We start from the raw sequence: 16,985 nt of genomic DNA on the forward strand, positions 1-16,985 counted from the left end.
TTTTTCATGCCCACTGGGACTAAATTTTAGCGACCGTAAGATGACACACGACAGAACAACAGCACCAACATCCATTGTAGTATTTGGTGGAACAGGTGATCTCGCGAAAAGAAAATTGTTCCCGGCTTTTTTTAATTTATTCATTGATGAATGGATGCCTGTGCATTTCCAAATCATTGCTTTGGGTAGAAAACCGTTCGATCAAGAGGGATTTCGGGCATATGTCCTGGAAAATTTAAAGGAGTTTTCACGCAATAAGGAGTTCACGGAAGAACAGTGGAGGAGTTTTAGCGAAAAAATTACCTTTTTAAATTTTGATATCACGGATGAAAATTCATTCCTTCATCTGAACGAAAAACTGACTGCATTCGATGTAACTTGCGACAACCGCGCAAACCGTCTTTTTTATCTATCGGTAGCGCCTAATTTTATCGATTCCGTATCGTCTAGCTTAAAGAAGGCTGGTATGGCCGACGAAGTCAAAAAAGACCGTATTATCATCGAAAAGCCTTTCGGTTATGACAAGGCTTCTGCAGTTGCCCTGAATCAACTATTAAATCAAAATTTTCAAGAAGAACAGATTTATCGTATTGATCATTATCTGGGCAAGGAAACCGTACAGAATATTCTAGCTTTTCGCTTTGCAAATACGGTTTTTGAACCGCTGTGGAGCAATCGACATATTGAATCGGTTCAGATAACCGTGGCTGAACAGGTGGGGGTGGAAGATCGGGGCGGATATTACGACCATTCCGGTGCACTACGTGATATGATTCAAAACCATCTCTTACAGATTCTCTGTATGGTTGCTATGGACGCTCCAGTTGAATTTGAGTCTTCTTTAGTTCGGGATAAAAAGGCGGAAATACTAAAAACCGTACGCCGGATCAAACCGGAAGATATCAATCATTACACGGTTCGTGCACAATATACAGATGGTGAAATAAATGGAAAGGCAAAAAAGGCTTATAGACAGGAACCGGGAGTAGATTCTAATTCGAATACGGAGACATTTGTAGCCATGAAGTTTTATATTGATAATCCGAGGTGGCAAGGGGTACCTTTCTATATGCGTACCGGCAAAAGTATGGCACAGAAGAAATCCTGTGTGATTGTAAACTTTAAGGAAGTGCCAAACAAAACATTTGTAAATGGTACGGATAGGTTACAACGGAATCAATTGACGATCAATATCCAACCTGAAATGGATATTCGCTTATCGTTTATGGCGAAAAAGCCCGGCCTGGATATGACGTTAAACCCTGTTGAAATGGTGTTTGATTATTTTGAGAGCGCGCCAGATAGCCCGGAAGCATACGAAACCTTGCTGATAGATGCGCTCGATGGAGACTCGACGTTGTTTATGCGATCGGATCAGGTAGAGGAAGCTTGGGATATTATCGCGACGATTCAGGAAGAATGGGAAAACGGAACGTATTCGCCGATGCACACTTACCCTGCGGGAAGCTGGGGGCCAGAAGCAGCTGATGAATTGTTGAGCAGGCAAGGACATCGTTGGTTATAAACAATAATGGAAGTTTAAAGGAAGAATAATGGTAAAACAGTTTAAAAGTAAAGCACAAATTTTTGAAACAGCGGCACAGCTGTTTGTCGATGCGGCAAAAAAAAATATAGATGAAAAGGGATTTTTTTCTGTGGCATTGACTGGAGGTTCTTCTCCCGTTGATTTGCATAAATTATTAGCTACCGAAGCCTATAAATCACAGGTGGATTGGGAAAAGGTGTTCATGTTTTGGGGCGACGAAAGATGGGTGCCGCTCGACGACAATTTGAGTAATGCAAAGATGTCTTACGAAACGCTGCTTAATCACGTTCCTATTCCAGAATCCAACATTTTTCCGATGTATAAAGTAGGTGTAGATGCAGCAGATTATGCGCAGACTTACGAGCAAATTTTACGGGAGAAATTAGGGGATAGTGCACGGCTCGATTTTATTTTTTTGGGAATGGGAGATGATGGACATACGGCATCGTTGTTTCCGGGTACGGAAGTGCTCCATGAAAAAGATAAATGGGTGGATGCCTATTTTTTGGTGCCACAGGATATGTATCGGATTACGCTGACGGCTCCGTTTATCAATAAGGCGGACCAAATCGTAGTGATTGCCTTTGGAGAAAAAAAGGCTAAGGCCTTACGAGAGGTTTTGCAGGGAGAGCGCAATCCGGAATTGTATCCATCTCAACTTTTAAAACCGACTACGGGAAGCCTCGTTTTTCTAGTGGATGACGAAGCGGCTCAGCTCTTGACATGAATAGACTAGCTTTAGCGCTTGTCATTTTTATTTATAATTCAACGCCCGAGGTATATAATCTCGGGTGTTTTTATTTCAGATTCGGCTTCGATTTGTAAAAAATAACAATTGATGCGCTTAGAGTCCGTCTGGATACAGATGGCTAAATATCTCACGCGAACCGCGTATCTTTAGCAGATTATAAAAAGGTATGGTATACAAAACGTTGATGTATGGATTGTGCGGTGGTAGTTTATGGCTGCTATCTTTTCTATTGTTTTTCAACCTGCCAAAAGTTAACGAAAAAGCGAATCTGTTTCTCGGGATCTGTAGTTTTTTTCTGGCAAGTGTGTTTGTTCAATTTTTGCTAGAAGTGCTTAATCTACATGGGAATATCATGTTGTTGTCGTTTTTGGAATGCGGCAGATGGGCAATATTACCTAGTTTTTTTGTCGCTATAAATCTGTATATCTCTCCGGATCGGTCGCCTTACAAATATTTTCTTCACTTTATTCCGACTTTATTACTCATCCCGTTGCTGTCAGGGGGCAATGTATTGCCTGATTTTTTGGTCTACGCGATACGTTATTTTTTGTATATTCAGCTCTTCGTCTATGGTATTTGGACGTATGTGCTGCTACGTAAACATCGTGCATTACTGAAAAAAATTTCCGCTGACTTTCATGGTGTGGATCTGCAATGGGTGCTTAATATCTGGTGGGGAATACTCCTGTTGGGTGTTTTATCGCTGGTTGCCCGATTTGTTCCTGCGCTATCGCCAATGGTAGATGGTTTGTATCTGCTGGGTATCCTATTTTTTAGTTATTATGCATTATCGCAGACAGCAATTTATCAGGTTGTAGATAAACAGGTTCCTGTTATAAAGGCAGCAGTACTATGCAAGGACAAAGAACGATTAACGGCAGAACAGGTGGGGTTTTTCAAGGAAAGATTGCTTAACTTGATGGATAATGATAAGCCCTATTTGGATCCAATATTAACGTTGCCGCTATTGGCCGATAAAATTGGATTATCTGTTCATGAGCTTTCGTATGTGCTGAACACCGGTGTCGACCTTAATTTTTACCAATTCGTAAATGCCTACCGTATTCGATATGCACAACAGTTGTTAAACGAAAATACACGAAACGATTATAATATTCAGGAAATCTTTATCCGGTCAGGATTTAATTCTAAAACTACATTTTATACCGCTTTTAAACAGATAGTTGGCATGACACCGAAGCAATATCTGCAACAGCAATAACAATTTATAGTACAGGTTTATCCAGACGGAGGCTTGTAAATGACGAGTTACTTATCCTTGCCTTATAAACTAAAACAAGGATAAATATGACAAAGCATCAAAAACAACTTTGGATAATCGTTGCTCTTATTGGGCTATGTGGATGGAAGGTCGCTGTGGGTAATCGAAATCCCTCGGTTGATCCCCCTGCAAAGCAAACCTCGTTACAGCGATTTGAAGGCTTTTACCGTTTCCCGAATCGGGTAGCCTACATTCAATTTGAAGTGAAAGGTAATGAACTACAGGCTCGGCAGGTATGGGATGATCGGCTTTACCAATTAAAAAGGACGGGCGAGTTGACCTTTGAGTCTCAGGAAGAGCGGTATAAATTGGCATTTGATGCTGCAGAACCTACTGTTGTGAAAATTCTGGATCGTGTGGATTTGACTAAAGTCGATTTCGATCCTACACAACGAAAATCGATTACATCTTCATTGGCAGACCAGTATGTAGGGACGTATTACTTCGAACGGGACAATACGCACGTTATACATGTCGTTTGGGATGATGAGCGCCTCGTGCTGGTTCAAGGTTGGGATGGGAAACGGATACCGTTGGAATGTATTACAGATCACGAGTTTGTAAATCAAGAGGCCGCCATGCCGGTAACCTTCTATGAAGAAAAAGGAAAAGGCGTTACGATGCAGTGTTTTGAAGAAGATTGTTGGTTTAAAAATAAATAAAAGCGATGAAAACTGTACAATTGTTAATAATGTCGTTTTTGCTGCCTGCCCTTTTGATGGCGCAATCGGTTTCTGATCCACACTTTGATGTTCGGCTGGAGCAGGCGCTATTTCCGGGAAAGGATGGTCCGCGGATCCTATTCGACCAGCACCATTACAATGCCTTTTCGCTTTCGGGGCAATATAAAGGCTTTGCTGATGTGGCGCAGGCAGAAGGATATCGACTTGAGGATCATAAAGCGGTTATTAATGCAGAAAATTTAACGAAGGCTAAGATATTCGTAACGGTGAATGCGTTAAGCCATCCTTCTGACTGGGATCTTCCCAATGCATCTATTTATAGTGAAGAGGAAATTGAAGCCCTTTATCGATGGGTACACGATGATGGTGGTGGTTTATTTATCATTACAGATGAGATGCCGAGTGCTGGTTCGGTGGGGCGTTTGGCAGAGCGGTTCGGTTTTAATGTTATCAATGGTGTCACTCACCGTATGGATGGACAAGCGGAGTTGTTCAATAGGGAGATCGGAAACTTGCTTCCCTCGGCCGTTACCGATAGGGAAGGGCGTAGGATCAACCAGGTGCGATGTTGGGTTGGGAGTGGTTTTATTCCTCCACAAGAAGCGGAAGTTTTTTCGATATTGGGTGATGCGTATCGCCTATATTTGCCTTCAAAGACGAAAGATATGGAGCATACTATCCCGCCCGATATCCCTTATATATCGGGCATAAATCTTGCGAATGGAGCCCTATTGAAATGTGGCAATGGCCGGGTATGTATCTTTGCTAATGCTTCCCCTTTTACGGCCTTATTAAAAGGTATAAACAGTGAAAAACGAGGAATGAATCATATGGATGCGCAAGATCATGTAGGGTTGTTGCGTAATATATTGGAATGGTTAAGCCAGCCATAGGTAGGAATAGATTGCCTCCTGATTTATGGAAGTTGTGTTCACGATTTTTTATGACTTGCTGTCCACATTCTTGCTTGATAAAGAATGCCTTTGTCCGTAACTTCGGACATTCATAAAACAAAGGAATTTATTGTTTAGATAATAACGGCATGTCCAAATTATTCAGTCCGATAGCGATAAAAGGAGTTACGTTAAAAAATAGAATCATCGTTTCACCGATGTGTCAATATTCCGCCGTGGATGGCTTTGCCAGCGACTGGCATTTGGTGCATCTAGGTAGTTTTGCTGTAGGTGGCGCCGCGTTGATTTTGGTGGAAGCAACGGGTGTCTCACCCGAAGCTAGGATATCATCTTCCGATCTGGGACTGTGGAAAGACGAGCAGATAGAAAAGCTGGCGCAAATTAATACTTTTGTTAGACAGCAAGGTGCTGTTCCAGGTATTCAGTTGGCGCATGCAGGTCGAAAAGCCAGCACGATGGTGCCGTGGGAGGGGCGTGATGAAGTGAAACCGGAAGACGGTGGTTGGCAGACTGTCGCTCCCACAGCAATTCCCTACGCGGATAATTACCCTAAACCTCTTGCTTTGGATAGGGAGGGGATTCAAAAAGTGATCTACGATTTCAAAACCGCTACCGAAAGGGCGGTAAAAGCAGGATTCGATGTTATCGAAATTCATGCTTCACACGGGTATCTACTTCATCAATTTCTATCACCCCTGAGTAACCAACGTAGCGATTCGTATGGTGGTAGTTTCGAAAACAGAATTCGTTTATTACTGGAGGTGCTGGATGGAGTGCAGTCGGTGTTGCCCCGAGACAAGCCTTTGTTTGTACGTATTCCGGGTTCGGATTGGGCGGAAGGTGGATGGACGCCTGATGATGCCGCTGCACTCGCCCAAATCTTAAAAGATAAAGGGGTAGACGTGATGGACGTGACCAGTGGCGGTGTGGTAAGCCATCAAAAAATAGTGGTTGGACCGGCTTATCAAACACCTTTTGCCGCAAAAATAAAACGGGAGACCGGTGCATTGACCTCCACGGCGGGATTGATTACCAATGCTGTACAGGCGGAATCAATTTTGGTTAATGAGGAAGCAGATTTAATTATGATCGCCCGAGAGTTTTTAAGGGATCCACATTTTCCATTGAGAGCTGCTCACGAATTAAAAGTAAAAATAGACTGGCCGGTGCAATATGAACGGGCACAGTGGTAAATAAGTTATTACTATTGTTTAGATTAATTATAAATAGCTATATTTGCGGCAACACGCTGAAACTATCGAAATGCTTGAAATAGCCGAATCACCGTCGTTGACCATCAACGAAACAACCTTTACCGAGATATACAATGATTACTGGGAAAAGGTTTTTGCCATATGTTACAAACACACCGACGATTTAGAGGTTGCGAAAGAACTCGTGCAAGATATTTTTAAATCCTTATGGGAACGACGTCATAGTTTAGAGATCAATACTTCCTATGAACGTTATCTTTTGCGTTCTGCTAAGTTGAAAGTCTTCGAACATATTCGCAATAAACAGCTACGAGCCCAGCATTTAAAATGTGTGGCAGAGTATACCCAAACACATTCGAACATTACGGAGGATACGGTTATGCAGCGCTCTTTATCAGAAACGTTAGAAAAGCTTGTCGAACGCTTACCACTACATTGCAAAAGAATCTTTCAAATGAAGCATCAGAAAGGAATGACAAACCGGGAAATTGCTGGTCAATTAACGATTTCGGAGCGAACAGTAGAATACCATATGGCAAATGCTCTGAAACTGCTCAAGACAAAATTGGACAGAAACTACAACGCTGACCTATCCTAATTTCAATATTTATTTTTGTATTTTTGTAGAAACTATCATTCTAAGTATATGAATGTTTCCAAAGAACTTATTGCAAAATATCACCAAGGGCTTTGTTCTGATGAAGAAAGAGCATCGGTTGAAGCTTGGCTCAACTCGGATAGTGAAGAAGAGTTATCTACAACTTTGGAAATAGAACAAAAAAACGTAATAAAAGCGGAGATTTGGTCTTCCGTAAAGACAAATACCATTGCTCAATCGGAAAAAAAATCACTTCCGCGGATAAATAAAGTTAGATTACGTCCAATATACCAGGGAGCTGCGGCAATCTTGGCTGTTAGTTTTTTATGTGTTTGGTTGCTACGAGACGGTAGTATATTACAAGAAGAAAAAATAAGCAGGAAAGCGGGTTTATCCGACAAAATAAAGGATGATGTAAATTTGGTCTTAGGTGAAGATAGCAAGGCCAGTTTCATTAATAGCTTGGAACGTATTAACTTTTGTGGTACCGTAAAAGTAACTGTTAATAAAACGATGAAACTTGTATTCTCCGCGACACACGCGGATGATAAAATAGAGCATCGGAAAGAGTTGATGGTCAACGCGGGCGAAACCTATTTTGCTTTAGAACTTAGCGAAAATGAAGACAGGGAGATCATTGTAAAGAGTGAACGAGAGCTGAGTGAATTGCCCCCGATACTGCAGAATTCCTTACGGGCACAGTTTGGAATTTAAGAATATGAAAGAAAAGGGTATGGCCAAATATAACGTGAGCATTATCGTTTTTTTTTCTATGCTGTATGGCTTGATGTCACTGACTTCGTGCCAATCTCCTCAAAATACAGGAAAGCCGGCGTATAGCATGTTTTTTATGACAACTGATGAGCGGCAATTTATTTGGCAGACCGATCAGGTTGACTCTGGTACAATCGACCCAACTAAACAGGGCGTAATCCTTGACCGCCCGGCCAGAATCTGGTACTATATGTTGGTGCGGAATGGTTTTTATTACTTTGTGGATTCCAAAACGGAATACCTTATTAAAGGTAAAATAGCGGATAACCAGTTCTTGCGGTTGGACTCTGTGTATCTCGAGGGCTTTAGTTATCCCGATAATGCATGCTTTCTAGATGATAACCAGCTGTTGATTGTGAACCATAGCGTTGGCCGTAAAAAGAAAAGTTATGCCAAAATCGATGTGCGTGATATGCAGGTACATATAGGTGAGTTGGCGATAGACGCACCTCAAGCGGCTTTTGATAACATGTCGGTTGGTTTTGTATACAGAAGGGACGCCCAACTCTGGATGGGATATACCTATCATTACACGAATTCGAAAATGGGATATGGTTCCGCCGATACGGTATATGTAGCTAGATTCTCTTACCCAGACATGAAACTTCTTAGTGTGGATAAAGACGCACGTTCGACTTATCCTGGAAATGTAAATACAGCACAACAGAATACCTTCGAAGATGAAGACGGGAATTTTTATTTTATGAGTGCTCCGGGAATTGTCCGAGGAGCAAATCCGAAACAACCGACTGCGATATACCGGATCAAGAAAGGAGAGAACCACTTGGATAGTGCTTATTTTTATAATATATCGGACTCCCAAATACAGAACCATGCTTATGGTATGTGGTACTTGGGAGATAATAAAGCGCTTATCCGTAGCGAACGTAAAGACTTATTCAAAGATTATAAAGAACATTATTTGCTCCCGCATATTGAATTTTATGAAATCGATCTTTTGGATCCGGCTCATGTACACAAGTTAGACCTGCCTTTAGATAGAGGATCTTCGAGAACCTGTGTCCTCCTAGAGGATGACATCGCTTATATTACGATCAATGATGGTGAAGGTAATAACGATGTTTGGTTATATCGAAGCAAAGAACAAACACTGGAGAAAGGGCTACATATAGAGGGGGAAATCGATTATATCTTCCGAATAGATCGGCTGTACGGTGAGTGACGCTTCTTATTTAAAATAAATCTAAAAAAAAGCAATAACGCATTGCGGAAAACGAATAGTTGTGCTACTATGGTACTGTATCAAGTAAATAACCATGGTCGTATTTGTATTGAATAATTGTTTACGAATTAAGTTAACTTTCCTTTTTTTTCTTATTGCTATCAGTGGTCAGGCGCAGCAAAGCTATAGCATAGTGGCACGTGTTGTGGACAACAATAATATCCCTCTGGAGGCTGTAACGGTTAAAATTGTTGGGACGCCGAAGTCTGCTACTACGGATTCCAATGGTTTATTTCGTCTTTCTGTCACGCATGCCGGAAGCTTCACGATAGAATTGACAAATGTAGGATTTATAGCACAGAAGCAATCTGTTTTGGCGCAGTCTGCCGATAAGGTTGATATCGAGAATATTATCCTGCAACGGGATGCCAGACAAATGGAAGTAGTGGAAGTTGATGGTCGTTCGGAAACCCGGCAACTAAAGGAGCAGGGTTTCGCCGTGAATGCCATTGACACGCGTAAACTGGCGAATACAACGGCTGATCTCAATGAGGTGTTGAATCGCTCGACGGGTGTTAAAGTAAGGCAACAGGGCGGTATGGGATCTGATTTTGAGTTTTCCGTCAACGGACTTTCGGGTAGTGCGGTTAAATTTTTTATCGATGGTGTACCATTAGATATCATGGGAAGTGCGATGGCACTCAACAATATACCGGTAAACCTGGCTGATCGTATCGAAGTGTACAAGGGTGTGGCACCTATCGAACTGGGATCCGATGCATTGGGAGGTGCCGTTAATATTGTAACCAATAAATCTGTTTCCAATTATTTGGATTTTAGCCATAGCTATGGTTCTTTTCAAAGCAACCAATCGGCATTGAACACCCAGTATGTACATCAACCGACGGGCATCGTAATTAAGGCTAGTGGTTTTTTCAACTATTCCAAAAATAATTACATGATGCACGATGTAGAAACCGTGGAGGATAATGCATTTGTGTTACGGGATTTGCCGCGTTTTAACGACAGGTATCGGTCGGTAATGGGACGTTTTGAGGTAGGTTTGGTCAATAAATCGTGGGCAGATGCACTTTTCATCGGCATTGGTTATACCGATTTCGATAAACAGGTGCAAACGGGCGTAAGACAGTCTATTGTTTATGGACATGTTACCCGTGACGGTAACGCGAAGGCATTGAACCTGCGCTATAGTAAAACAGGACTATTGCAGGATAAGCTTGACCTGAGCTTATTTGCAAACTATGCGAAAGACTATAGCGTGGTGGCTGATACAGTTCTACGAAGTTATCGCTGGGACGGCTCGTATATGGAAGGGAACTCAGAAACGGGAAGTTTTGGACTCTCGACCGTTGACCGGCCCCGCATCTTTACACGGGCTAATGTCAATTATCGTCTGTTTGAAAACCACAAGCTGAGTTTGAACTATACCTTGGATCAAATTGAAAACAATGCTTACAACGCTTATTACATGGACGAAGACGATATGCCCGGTAAGCTGGGGAAACATATCGTTGGCTTGGGCTATCAGCACGAATTGTTTGGGCGGTGGACAAATACCTTTATGGCAAAATACTATGGATTAGCCACAGAGAAAAAGCAATACGATTATGCGGTACAAGATATGGTGAATGTATCGGATTATAATGGCTACTATGGCTATGGTATAGCTTCCGTCTATAAATTGACGTCTGGTGCTGGTATCAAAGCTTCGTACGAAAACACTTATCGACTACAAGATGTCAATGAAATGTTTGGTGATGGATTTCAGATTTTCAATAATCTGGAGCTGAAGCCTGAAGCAAGCCAGAACGTGAATCTAGGATTGTTTTACGGCCTGCAATCGGGTAAACACGATTGGTTTGTAGAGGCGCTAGGAACGTATCGGGACGTTAAAGACTTTATCTCACCGAATCAATACGCCAACAACATGATACAATATCAAAACTTGACCAACAGTTTGGTGCGCGGTGTCGAGGGCGAAGTGCGATATGTCTATGGGAACTGGTTATCAGCGGTGGTTAATCTTACATACCAGCAAGCGATAGATAATACGAAATATCAGAAAAATAATGTTGATAACGGTATTTCCAGCACATACAAAAGTGAAATCCCTAATCGTCCCTGGCTATTTGGAAATTTTGACCTGGGCCTTTCCAAGAATTCATTTCTACATCAGGACGATCGCCTGCAGTTTAACCTAATGACGCATTTTACACAGTGGTATTACCGTTCGTGGGCAAATATTTCTACACAAAATTCAACTGAGATTATACCGCGACAATTAATTCACAGTGCTATTGTATCGTACGCTACACAAGGGGGTAGGTATAATGTTTCCTTCGAATGTCGAAACCTGACAAACGAATTGGCATTTGACAATTTTCGTTTACAACGGCCGGGTCGTGCCTTTTATGTTAAACTTCGTTACGCATTACTTCAAAAATAATTTATATGAATATGAAAATGTATACTAAATTTTTTGTTCTTGCTTTGGCTTTGAGCATAGGTGTCGCTTCTTGTAAAAAAGACAATAATGATGCTATACCGATAGACGAGGACGCCGCATTCGCATTGTGGATTCAGGTAGGGAGCTGGCCAAATACAAATTATTACGTCTTGAATGTGGAAGACTTGACACAGGGAGCTGCCAAACTCCAGGGGAACGGCATCGATGTGACGACGAAATTGAATAACTCGGTAATTACAAAAGATGGCTTTTATTATTTCTACAATTCCGCCGAAGGAAGATTTGGGAAATACACGCTGGAAAATGGAGCCGTTAAGGTTATCAAGGAAGTGCCGTTATCTCACCTGGCGTCCCTAGCGGGCCACACTTGGGTAAATAACAGTACCCTGGTCATGATTGGGAATAATGCCTCCGGAAACGGGGTGAATGCCGTAGTTGTCAACACGGATGATCTATCGCTCACGACCGGTGCTATCAGTGGCCTTCCGGAACTAGTCACTAACTATACTAAATATCTTGTTGGTGGAGATATCCAGTATAAGGACGGGAAATTGTTTTTCTCGGTGAATATGCAGAATACATCCAACTATCAAGTGTACCCGCGCTTATATACTATGGCTGTCAGCTATCCTGCCTTATCGGTTACCAAGATATCTACAGACGATCGCTCGGTAGGTGTAGGCAATACCTCGGGATATTTTGCTACATCCTTTGTGGATGGCAATGGCGATATGTATTTCATGACGAGCTGGAATTTGGTGTGGAACGATAATGGAACGCGTGCGCCTAAAGGCATTTACCGAATCAAGAAAGGCGAAGATGAACTGGATAAAAGTTATTATATAAATGTGTTGCAGGAAACGGGCAAAGAGGCCGCAGCAGGAACGTTTATGGATTTGGGGAATGGAAAGGCTATTTTGAAATTGCAGGAAACCGAGGGATATGAAAATGAGAAGTATGGTTATACGATTATTGATCTCGAAACCGGAAAAGAAGTCCGTAAATTAACGGAAATCACTTCTGGGGAATCCGGAGAACGAAATATCTATGTGGAAAATGGTAAAGCCTATATCGCCGTGTTAACCGGAGAAGGGACAGACTACATTTGGGTATACGACTCTGCGACAGATAAAGTAAGTAAAGGCCTGAGCATACAGGGCGGCTACAATTCATTCTCCCGCATTGATAAATTGAAATAAGCGAATTTGATGATCGACGAAAAAAAGAAGCCGGTCCAAGTAAAAAATAAAAAAAAGAAGAAGGCTTGGTGGCGGGTTGCAAACGACTGGTTCCATTTGTGGATTGGTATCGTATCGGGGATTCCCGTGGTGCTCATCAGTCTGACGGGCTGTCTTTTGGTGTTTCAAAAGGAAATCACGGAACTATCCCGCCCCTGGTGGAATGTAGAAAATCTGGGGGAGGAAAATCTTCTTCCCCCTTCTGAGATACGCCGACGAGTTGGACAACAACTACCGGATATGGATATCCGCAGAATTTGGTACTATGGTGACGATGCACCGGTGAAAATTACACCCGATAATTCGGACTCCTTGATTTACGCTAACCCGTATTCGGGAAAGGTACTTGCACTTATCGATCATGAAGATTTTTTTCATGAGATAGATGAGGGACATCGTAATCTGTGGTTACCTCCGGAGATAGGCAGACCGGTAGTATCGTGGGCAACGCTGATCTTTGGCTGTCTATTATTGACCGGTGTTGTGCTTTGGTGGCCGAAGAAATGGAATAAGCGCCAGATGAAGCAGGCATTCACTATTAATTGGAAAGGAAAATGGAAGCGGATCAATTATGACCTCCATAATGTACTGGGATTTTATTCGCTTTTATTGGGTCTATTGATGGCGTTCACCGGTTTAGTGATGGGGTTTATCGTGGTTCGGGAAACGGTATTTTCGATTTTAGGAGGAGAGAAGGGGGGAAATACGCCCACATATGTTATAGAAGAATGGGCAAATGATATCCCAACTGATATGGAAGAAAAGGTAGATGCTGCTTGGTATAAAACGACCCGGGAGATAGGGAAATACAATCCATTGGAGATCAGTATTCACTTTCCTAAAGACACCGATAAGGCTATATATGCATGTACGGATATGCATAACGGAACTTGGCGTGTACTCTTTTTTGATCGAGAAAATTTATCGTTATTATCTACTTCGGATGTGCCTATGGACGAGGAGGATGCCGCAAACTGGTTTATGCGCGCAAACTATGGCTTACATACCGGATACATCGGAGGACTACTTACCAAGTGGCTCTATTTTTTTGCTAGTCTCATTTGCGCTTCTTTGCCCATAACAGGCTTCTATGTCTGGTTAGGTAAAAAGAAAAAGAAGAAAAAATGAATTTGAAAGGTGTTCGACAAGACGTATTTCGAGATAAATCTAAGTTTTCGAGCGCGTGTCAGGTCTACGGCCGCGCTTATAAATAATCAACCCATTAAGGAAATTTCGCAATATCTGATCACCACAGGGTTTAAAATTCGGGTGGTCTTCTTTGCGAAATATTGCACCCAGCTCCGTTTTGGTCACCTTGAAATCTACCAGAGATAATACTTCGATAATATCGTCATCTGTAAATTTTAAAGCCACACGGAGCTTTTTCATGATATCATTGTTGCTCATGGCGTAAATGTAATGAAAACTACGCAAAAAATGTTATTCCCATTATTATTCTTCGTCGGGAGGTGTATTCCCCGCTGCGTTACCCGCAAGATCGCCACCCACTTTGTCGCGCTTATCAGATCGCTCAGTTTCTTTGATATCGTTCTTATCAACCTGGTCCGTAGAATCCTCTTGAGGAAAGCCGCTATAATTCGCTTCTTCGTTTTCCGCAACGCCTCGTTCGCGGTCTGTTTGCGATCTTTCTTTGTTATCGTTCGTATTCATATCGTTTTTTTTAAAATACTATCCATAGAACAACTGATATACGGTATGGTTTCGGGTTTTAGAATTTGTAAGCCGCTTTTGTACTAAATTTGATAAAGGTCGTAAAAAGGTGTTGGCATATTTTTTATCCTTGGACCGGATTTTTAAGATCGCGTTGTTTAGCGGTCTATACGAAGCGAAAGCTAGAAAAAATATCGCAAGGGAAATCAATATACTTGAATGTAAGATCAATAGTTGATATACAAAGCATTCCCCAACCGCATAGTGGTTGGGGAAATGCTTTTGCAATAACGGCCTATTTAACCTATTTGTGGAGCAAATTCTTCAACGGGTAACCGAACTTTTTTAAGGGGTGCTAGCCAATCTTGTTCTTCGTCGCGATAACCTAACGACAATAGCACCACACTCCGCAGACCTTTTTCGGTCAAACCGAGAATACGATCTACCTGTGCTGAATCAAACCCTTCCATCGGTGTGGAATCCACTTGTTCGGCAGCTGCGGCAATTAAAGCTGTGCCGAGTCCGATATAGGCTTGACGGGAAGTCCACTGAAAGTTTTCCTCCGCTGTACGCGGCAGCAAAAAGCTTTCCAGTTTATTCTTGAAATCGACAAGTTGCTCTACAGGCACCGACCGTATGGCGGCTGTGCGTGTCATGAAGTCGTCAATAATGCCTTGATCAATATTGGTGTATGCTGCGAATACGAGTAAATGTGATGCATCTTTAATCTGGGTATTAAAAGAACCCGCTCCCAGTTCGGCACGCAGGTCTTTATCTTTGACAACGATGACTCGATAGGGTTGTATGCCTACTGAAGATGCACTGAGGTTAGTCGCTTCTAATATGCGACGGATTTTGTCGTCCGCTACGGTAGCTTCTTTGTATTTCTTCACGGCATAACGCCATGATAACGCGTCTTGTAATTCCATCTGTAATTTTAATTTTTATAAAACCTATGCAAATATCCGATGATTTGGTGTAAATTTGTAACCAAGGGACAAAAAGTAATAGTGACATTCGAGTAACTAAGTGACATTTTATGGAAAACAAAATAAAGAGTGTACCCTGTGAAGGACAGGAATATTCAAATTGCGACAAACACATTGCCGCTGTGCACGATACGATGGATGTGTTGAACGGTAAATGGAAGATTACTATTATCTCGTTACTGGGTTTTGGCAAACGACGCTATTCGGAGATACTAAAAGAGGTAAAGGGGATTTCTGGAAAAATGCTCAGTAGGGAATTGAAAGATATGGAAATGAATTTATTGGTAAAACGAACGGTAATCTCCGAGCAACCGATATCGGTTGTCTATGAACTCACCGACTATTGCGTAGAGTTGCTTCCGGTTATTCACAGTCTGGCGGCGTGGGGAACGCGACACCGACAGTGTATTGTGGAACAATTTAAACAGGAGCGGGAAGGTGTGCCTGCATAGTGCATTTTATCTTCGATAACGGGAACTATTGCATATAAAAGAAATTTATCTAAGTTTGTAAATATGCGGCAAAATCATTTTAGCACGCATATATCGACTAATGGAATACATGGATAAAGCGTTTAATCGTGGGCAAGAAAATTTCAATCACTAGTATTGCAAAACACTTAGGGATATCGACAACAACGGTATCCTTTGTTTTGAATGGAAAAGCACAGGAGAAAAGAATCAGCGATAAATTGGTGAAAAAAGTCATGGATTACGTGGAAGAAATTGACTATAAACCTAATTCATTGGCCAGAAGTTTACGAACGGGCAAGTCCAATATCATAGCGCTCATTGTGGAGGATATTTCTTTTCCATTTTTTTCGGCGATAGCAAAAGAAATAGAAGAAAAAGCCTATAAAAATGGCTATAGGATTATATATTCCAGTACGGAGAACGATGCTGCCAAAACAAGAGAATTGATAGAAATCTATCAGGATAAGCATGTGGATGGGTATATTATTGTTCCGCCGGAGGGGGTCGAGGAAAAAATCAATGCGTTGCGTCTATCGGGAAAGCCTGTGGTCGTGCTTGACAGATATTTGGATAATGTGGAAACAGACCATGTATTGGTCAATAACTATGATAGTGTTTATTCTGCTACACATTATCTTATTGATCAAGGATATAAAAATATAGCATTTATCACATTAAGCTCGTTACAGAGTCAAATGCTGGACAGATTATCAGGGTACGAACAAGCTATCCAAGATAATAATTTGAGACCTATTATCAAAGAGATTGCGCCAGTAGATAGTTTAGAACGAGAGAAACATCTGTTGTCCTTTTTGGAAAGAAAGCGAAAGGATATAGAAGCGATCATTTTTTCTACGAATTATATTTGTGTGAGTGGTCTCAAAGCCATTAAAAAACTGGGATTGAATATTCCAGAAGATATTGCTATCGTCAGTTTTGACGATTATGAACTCTTCGAAATGTACACCCCTGCCATTACAAGCATCGCACAACCTATCGAGTCTATTTCAGAAAATGCTATCAATTTATTGTTGTCTAGATTGAATAGAAGAACTGCTGATGTGGATAAAAGTCCACAAAAAATAGTATTATCAACCACTTTTATACCACGTGATTCCACGGCGCACTAAAATATTTTCAAGTTCTTTTTTGATTTTGCTAAAACGTTTTATATAATTGTA

17 protein-coding genes are annotated in these 16,985 nt (G+C 41.6%); 14 read left to right on the top strand and 3 right to left on the bottom strand.

All coding sequences use genetic code 11. The annotated features are described in order from the left end of the window. The first annotated feature begins 40 nt into the window (after positions 1-40). The 12 genes from zwf to H8B06_RS04560 all read left to right on the top strand — a co-directional run bounded on the left by zwf (position 41) and on the right by H8B06_RS04560 (position 13,799). On the top strand, positions 41-1,525 hold the full coding sequence (gene zwf / locus H8B06_RS04505; RefSeq protein WP_190993120.1) for a glucose-6-phosphate dehydrogenase: 1,485 nt from the start codon (positions 41-43) through the stop codon (positions 1,523-1,525). A 28-nt stretch (positions 1,526-1,553) separates the two neighbouring features. Continuing rightward, on the top strand, positions 1,554-2,273 hold the full coding sequence (pgl, locus tag H8B06_RS04510; protein WP_190993121.1) for a 6-phosphogluconolactonase: 720 nt from the start codon (positions 1,554-1,556) through the stop codon (positions 2,271-2,273). Positions 2,274-2,463: 190 nt separating this feature from the next. After that, complete coding sequence (locus H8B06_RS04515; RefSeq protein WP_190993122.1) at positions 2,464-3,519, top strand: AraC family transcriptional regulator; 1,056 nt, start codon at positions 2,464-2,466, stop codon at positions 3,517-3,519. 86 nt (positions 3,520-3,605) lie between these two features. Beyond that, positions 3,606-4,241 carry a hypothetical protein gene (locus H8B06_RS04520; protein ID WP_190993123.1) on the top strand — a complete coding sequence of 212 codons (636 nt, stop codon included), beginning with the start codon at positions 3,606-3,608 and terminating at the stop codon, positions 4,239-4,241. A gap of 5 nt (positions 4,242-4,246) precedes the next feature. Beyond that, positions 4,247-5,155, top strand: coding sequence for a hypothetical protein (locus H8B06_RS04525; RefSeq protein WP_190993124.1), 909 nt, complete (start codon positions 4,247-4,249; stop codon positions 5,153-5,155). Between the two features lie 149 nt (positions 5,156-5,304). Continuing rightward, positions 5,305-6,369 carry an NADH:flavin oxidoreductase/NADH oxidase gene (locus H8B06_RS04530; RefSeq protein WP_190993125.1) on the top strand — a complete coding sequence of 355 codons (1,065 nt, stop codon included), beginning with the start codon at positions 5,305-5,307 and terminating at the stop codon, positions 6,367-6,369. Positions 6,370-6,439: 70 nt separating this feature from the next. After that, on the top strand, positions 6,440-6,988 hold the full coding sequence (locus tag H8B06_RS04535) for an RNA polymerase sigma-70 factor (RefSeq protein WP_190993126.1): 549 nt from the start codon (positions 6,440-6,442) through the stop codon (positions 6,986-6,988). A 48-nt stretch (positions 6,989-7,036) separates the two neighbouring features. Further along, the gene (locus H8B06_RS04540) at positions 7,037-7,702 is read left to right on the top strand and encodes a hypothetical protein (protein ID WP_190993127.1); all 666 of its coding nucleotides are present in this window, start codon (positions 7,037-7,039) and stop codon (positions 7,700-7,702) included. Positions 7,703-7,706: 4 nt separating this feature from the next. Further along, positions 7,707-8,945 carry a DUF4374 domain-containing protein gene (locus H8B06_RS04545; protein ID WP_190993128.1) on the top strand — a complete coding sequence of 413 codons (1,239 nt, stop codon included), beginning with the start codon at positions 7,707-7,709 and terminating at the stop codon, positions 8,943-8,945. Between the two features lie 94 nt (positions 8,946-9,039). Next, complete coding sequence (locus tag H8B06_RS04550; protein ID WP_190993129.1) at positions 9,040-11,412, top strand: TonB-dependent receptor plug domain-containing protein; 2,373 nt, start codon at positions 9,040-9,042, stop codon at positions 11,410-11,412. Between the two features lie 5 nt (positions 11,413-11,417). Beyond that, positions 11,418-12,632 carry a DUF4374 domain-containing protein gene (locus H8B06_RS04555; RefSeq protein ID WP_190993130.1) on the top strand — a complete coding sequence of 405 codons (1,215 nt, stop codon included), beginning with the start codon at positions 11,418-11,420 and terminating at the stop codon, positions 12,630-12,632. Between the two features lie 9 nt (positions 12,633-12,641). Continuing rightward, positions 12,642-13,799, top strand: coding sequence for a PepSY-associated TM helix domain-containing protein (locus tag H8B06_RS04560; RefSeq protein WP_190993131.1), 1,158 nt, complete (start codon positions 12,642-12,644; stop codon positions 13,797-13,799). 39 nt (positions 13,800-13,838) lie between these two features. On the opposite strand, the gene H8B06_RS04565 is transcribed toward H8B06_RS04560, so the two are convergent. From H8B06_RS04565 to H8B06_RS04575, 3 genes are all read right to left on the bottom strand, one after another. After that, on the bottom strand, positions 13,839-14,078 hold the full coding sequence (locus H8B06_RS04565) for a DUF1456 family protein (RefSeq protein WP_190993132.1): 240 nt from the start codon (positions 14,076-14,078) through the stop codon (positions 13,839-13,841). A gap of 45 nt (positions 14,079-14,123) precedes the next feature. Beyond that, positions 14,124-14,342: a hypothetical protein gene (locus tag H8B06_RS04570; RefSeq protein ID WP_190993133.1), complete on the bottom strand. Its 219-nt coding sequence runs from the start codon at positions 14,340-14,342 to the stop codon at positions 14,124-14,126. A gap of 299 nt (positions 14,343-14,641) precedes the next feature. Beyond that, positions 14,642-15,271 (bottom strand): NAD(P)H-dependent oxidoreductase, encoded by a 630-nt coding sequence (locus tag H8B06_RS04575; protein ID WP_190993134.1) that lies wholly within the window; start codon positions 15,269-15,271, stop codon positions 14,642-14,644. A 110-nt stretch (positions 15,272-15,381) separates the two neighbouring features. On the opposite strand from H8B06_RS04575, the gene H8B06_RS04580 reads away from it, so the two are divergent. Together H8B06_RS04580 and H8B06_RS04585 are read left to right on the top strand one after the other, a co-directional pair. Beyond that, positions 15,382-15,783: a winged helix-turn-helix transcriptional regulator gene (locus tag H8B06_RS04580; protein ID WP_130139763.1), complete on the top strand. Its 402-nt coding sequence runs from the start codon at positions 15,382-15,384 to the stop codon at positions 15,781-15,783. 128 nt (positions 15,784-15,911) lie between these two features. Beyond that, entirely contained in the window at positions 15,912-16,934 is a 1,023-nt protein-coding gene (locus tag H8B06_RS04585; protein ID WP_190993135.1) for a LacI family DNA-binding transcriptional regulator, read from the top strand. The last annotated feature ends 51 nt before the right edge of the window (positions 16,935-16,985 follow it).

Source organism: Sphingobacterium micropteri, assembly GCF_014692515.1.
In the GTDB taxonomy this organism is placed as follows: domain Bacteria; phylum Bacteroidota; class Bacteroidia; order Sphingobacteriales; family Sphingobacteriaceae; genus Sphingobacterium; species Sphingobacterium micropteri.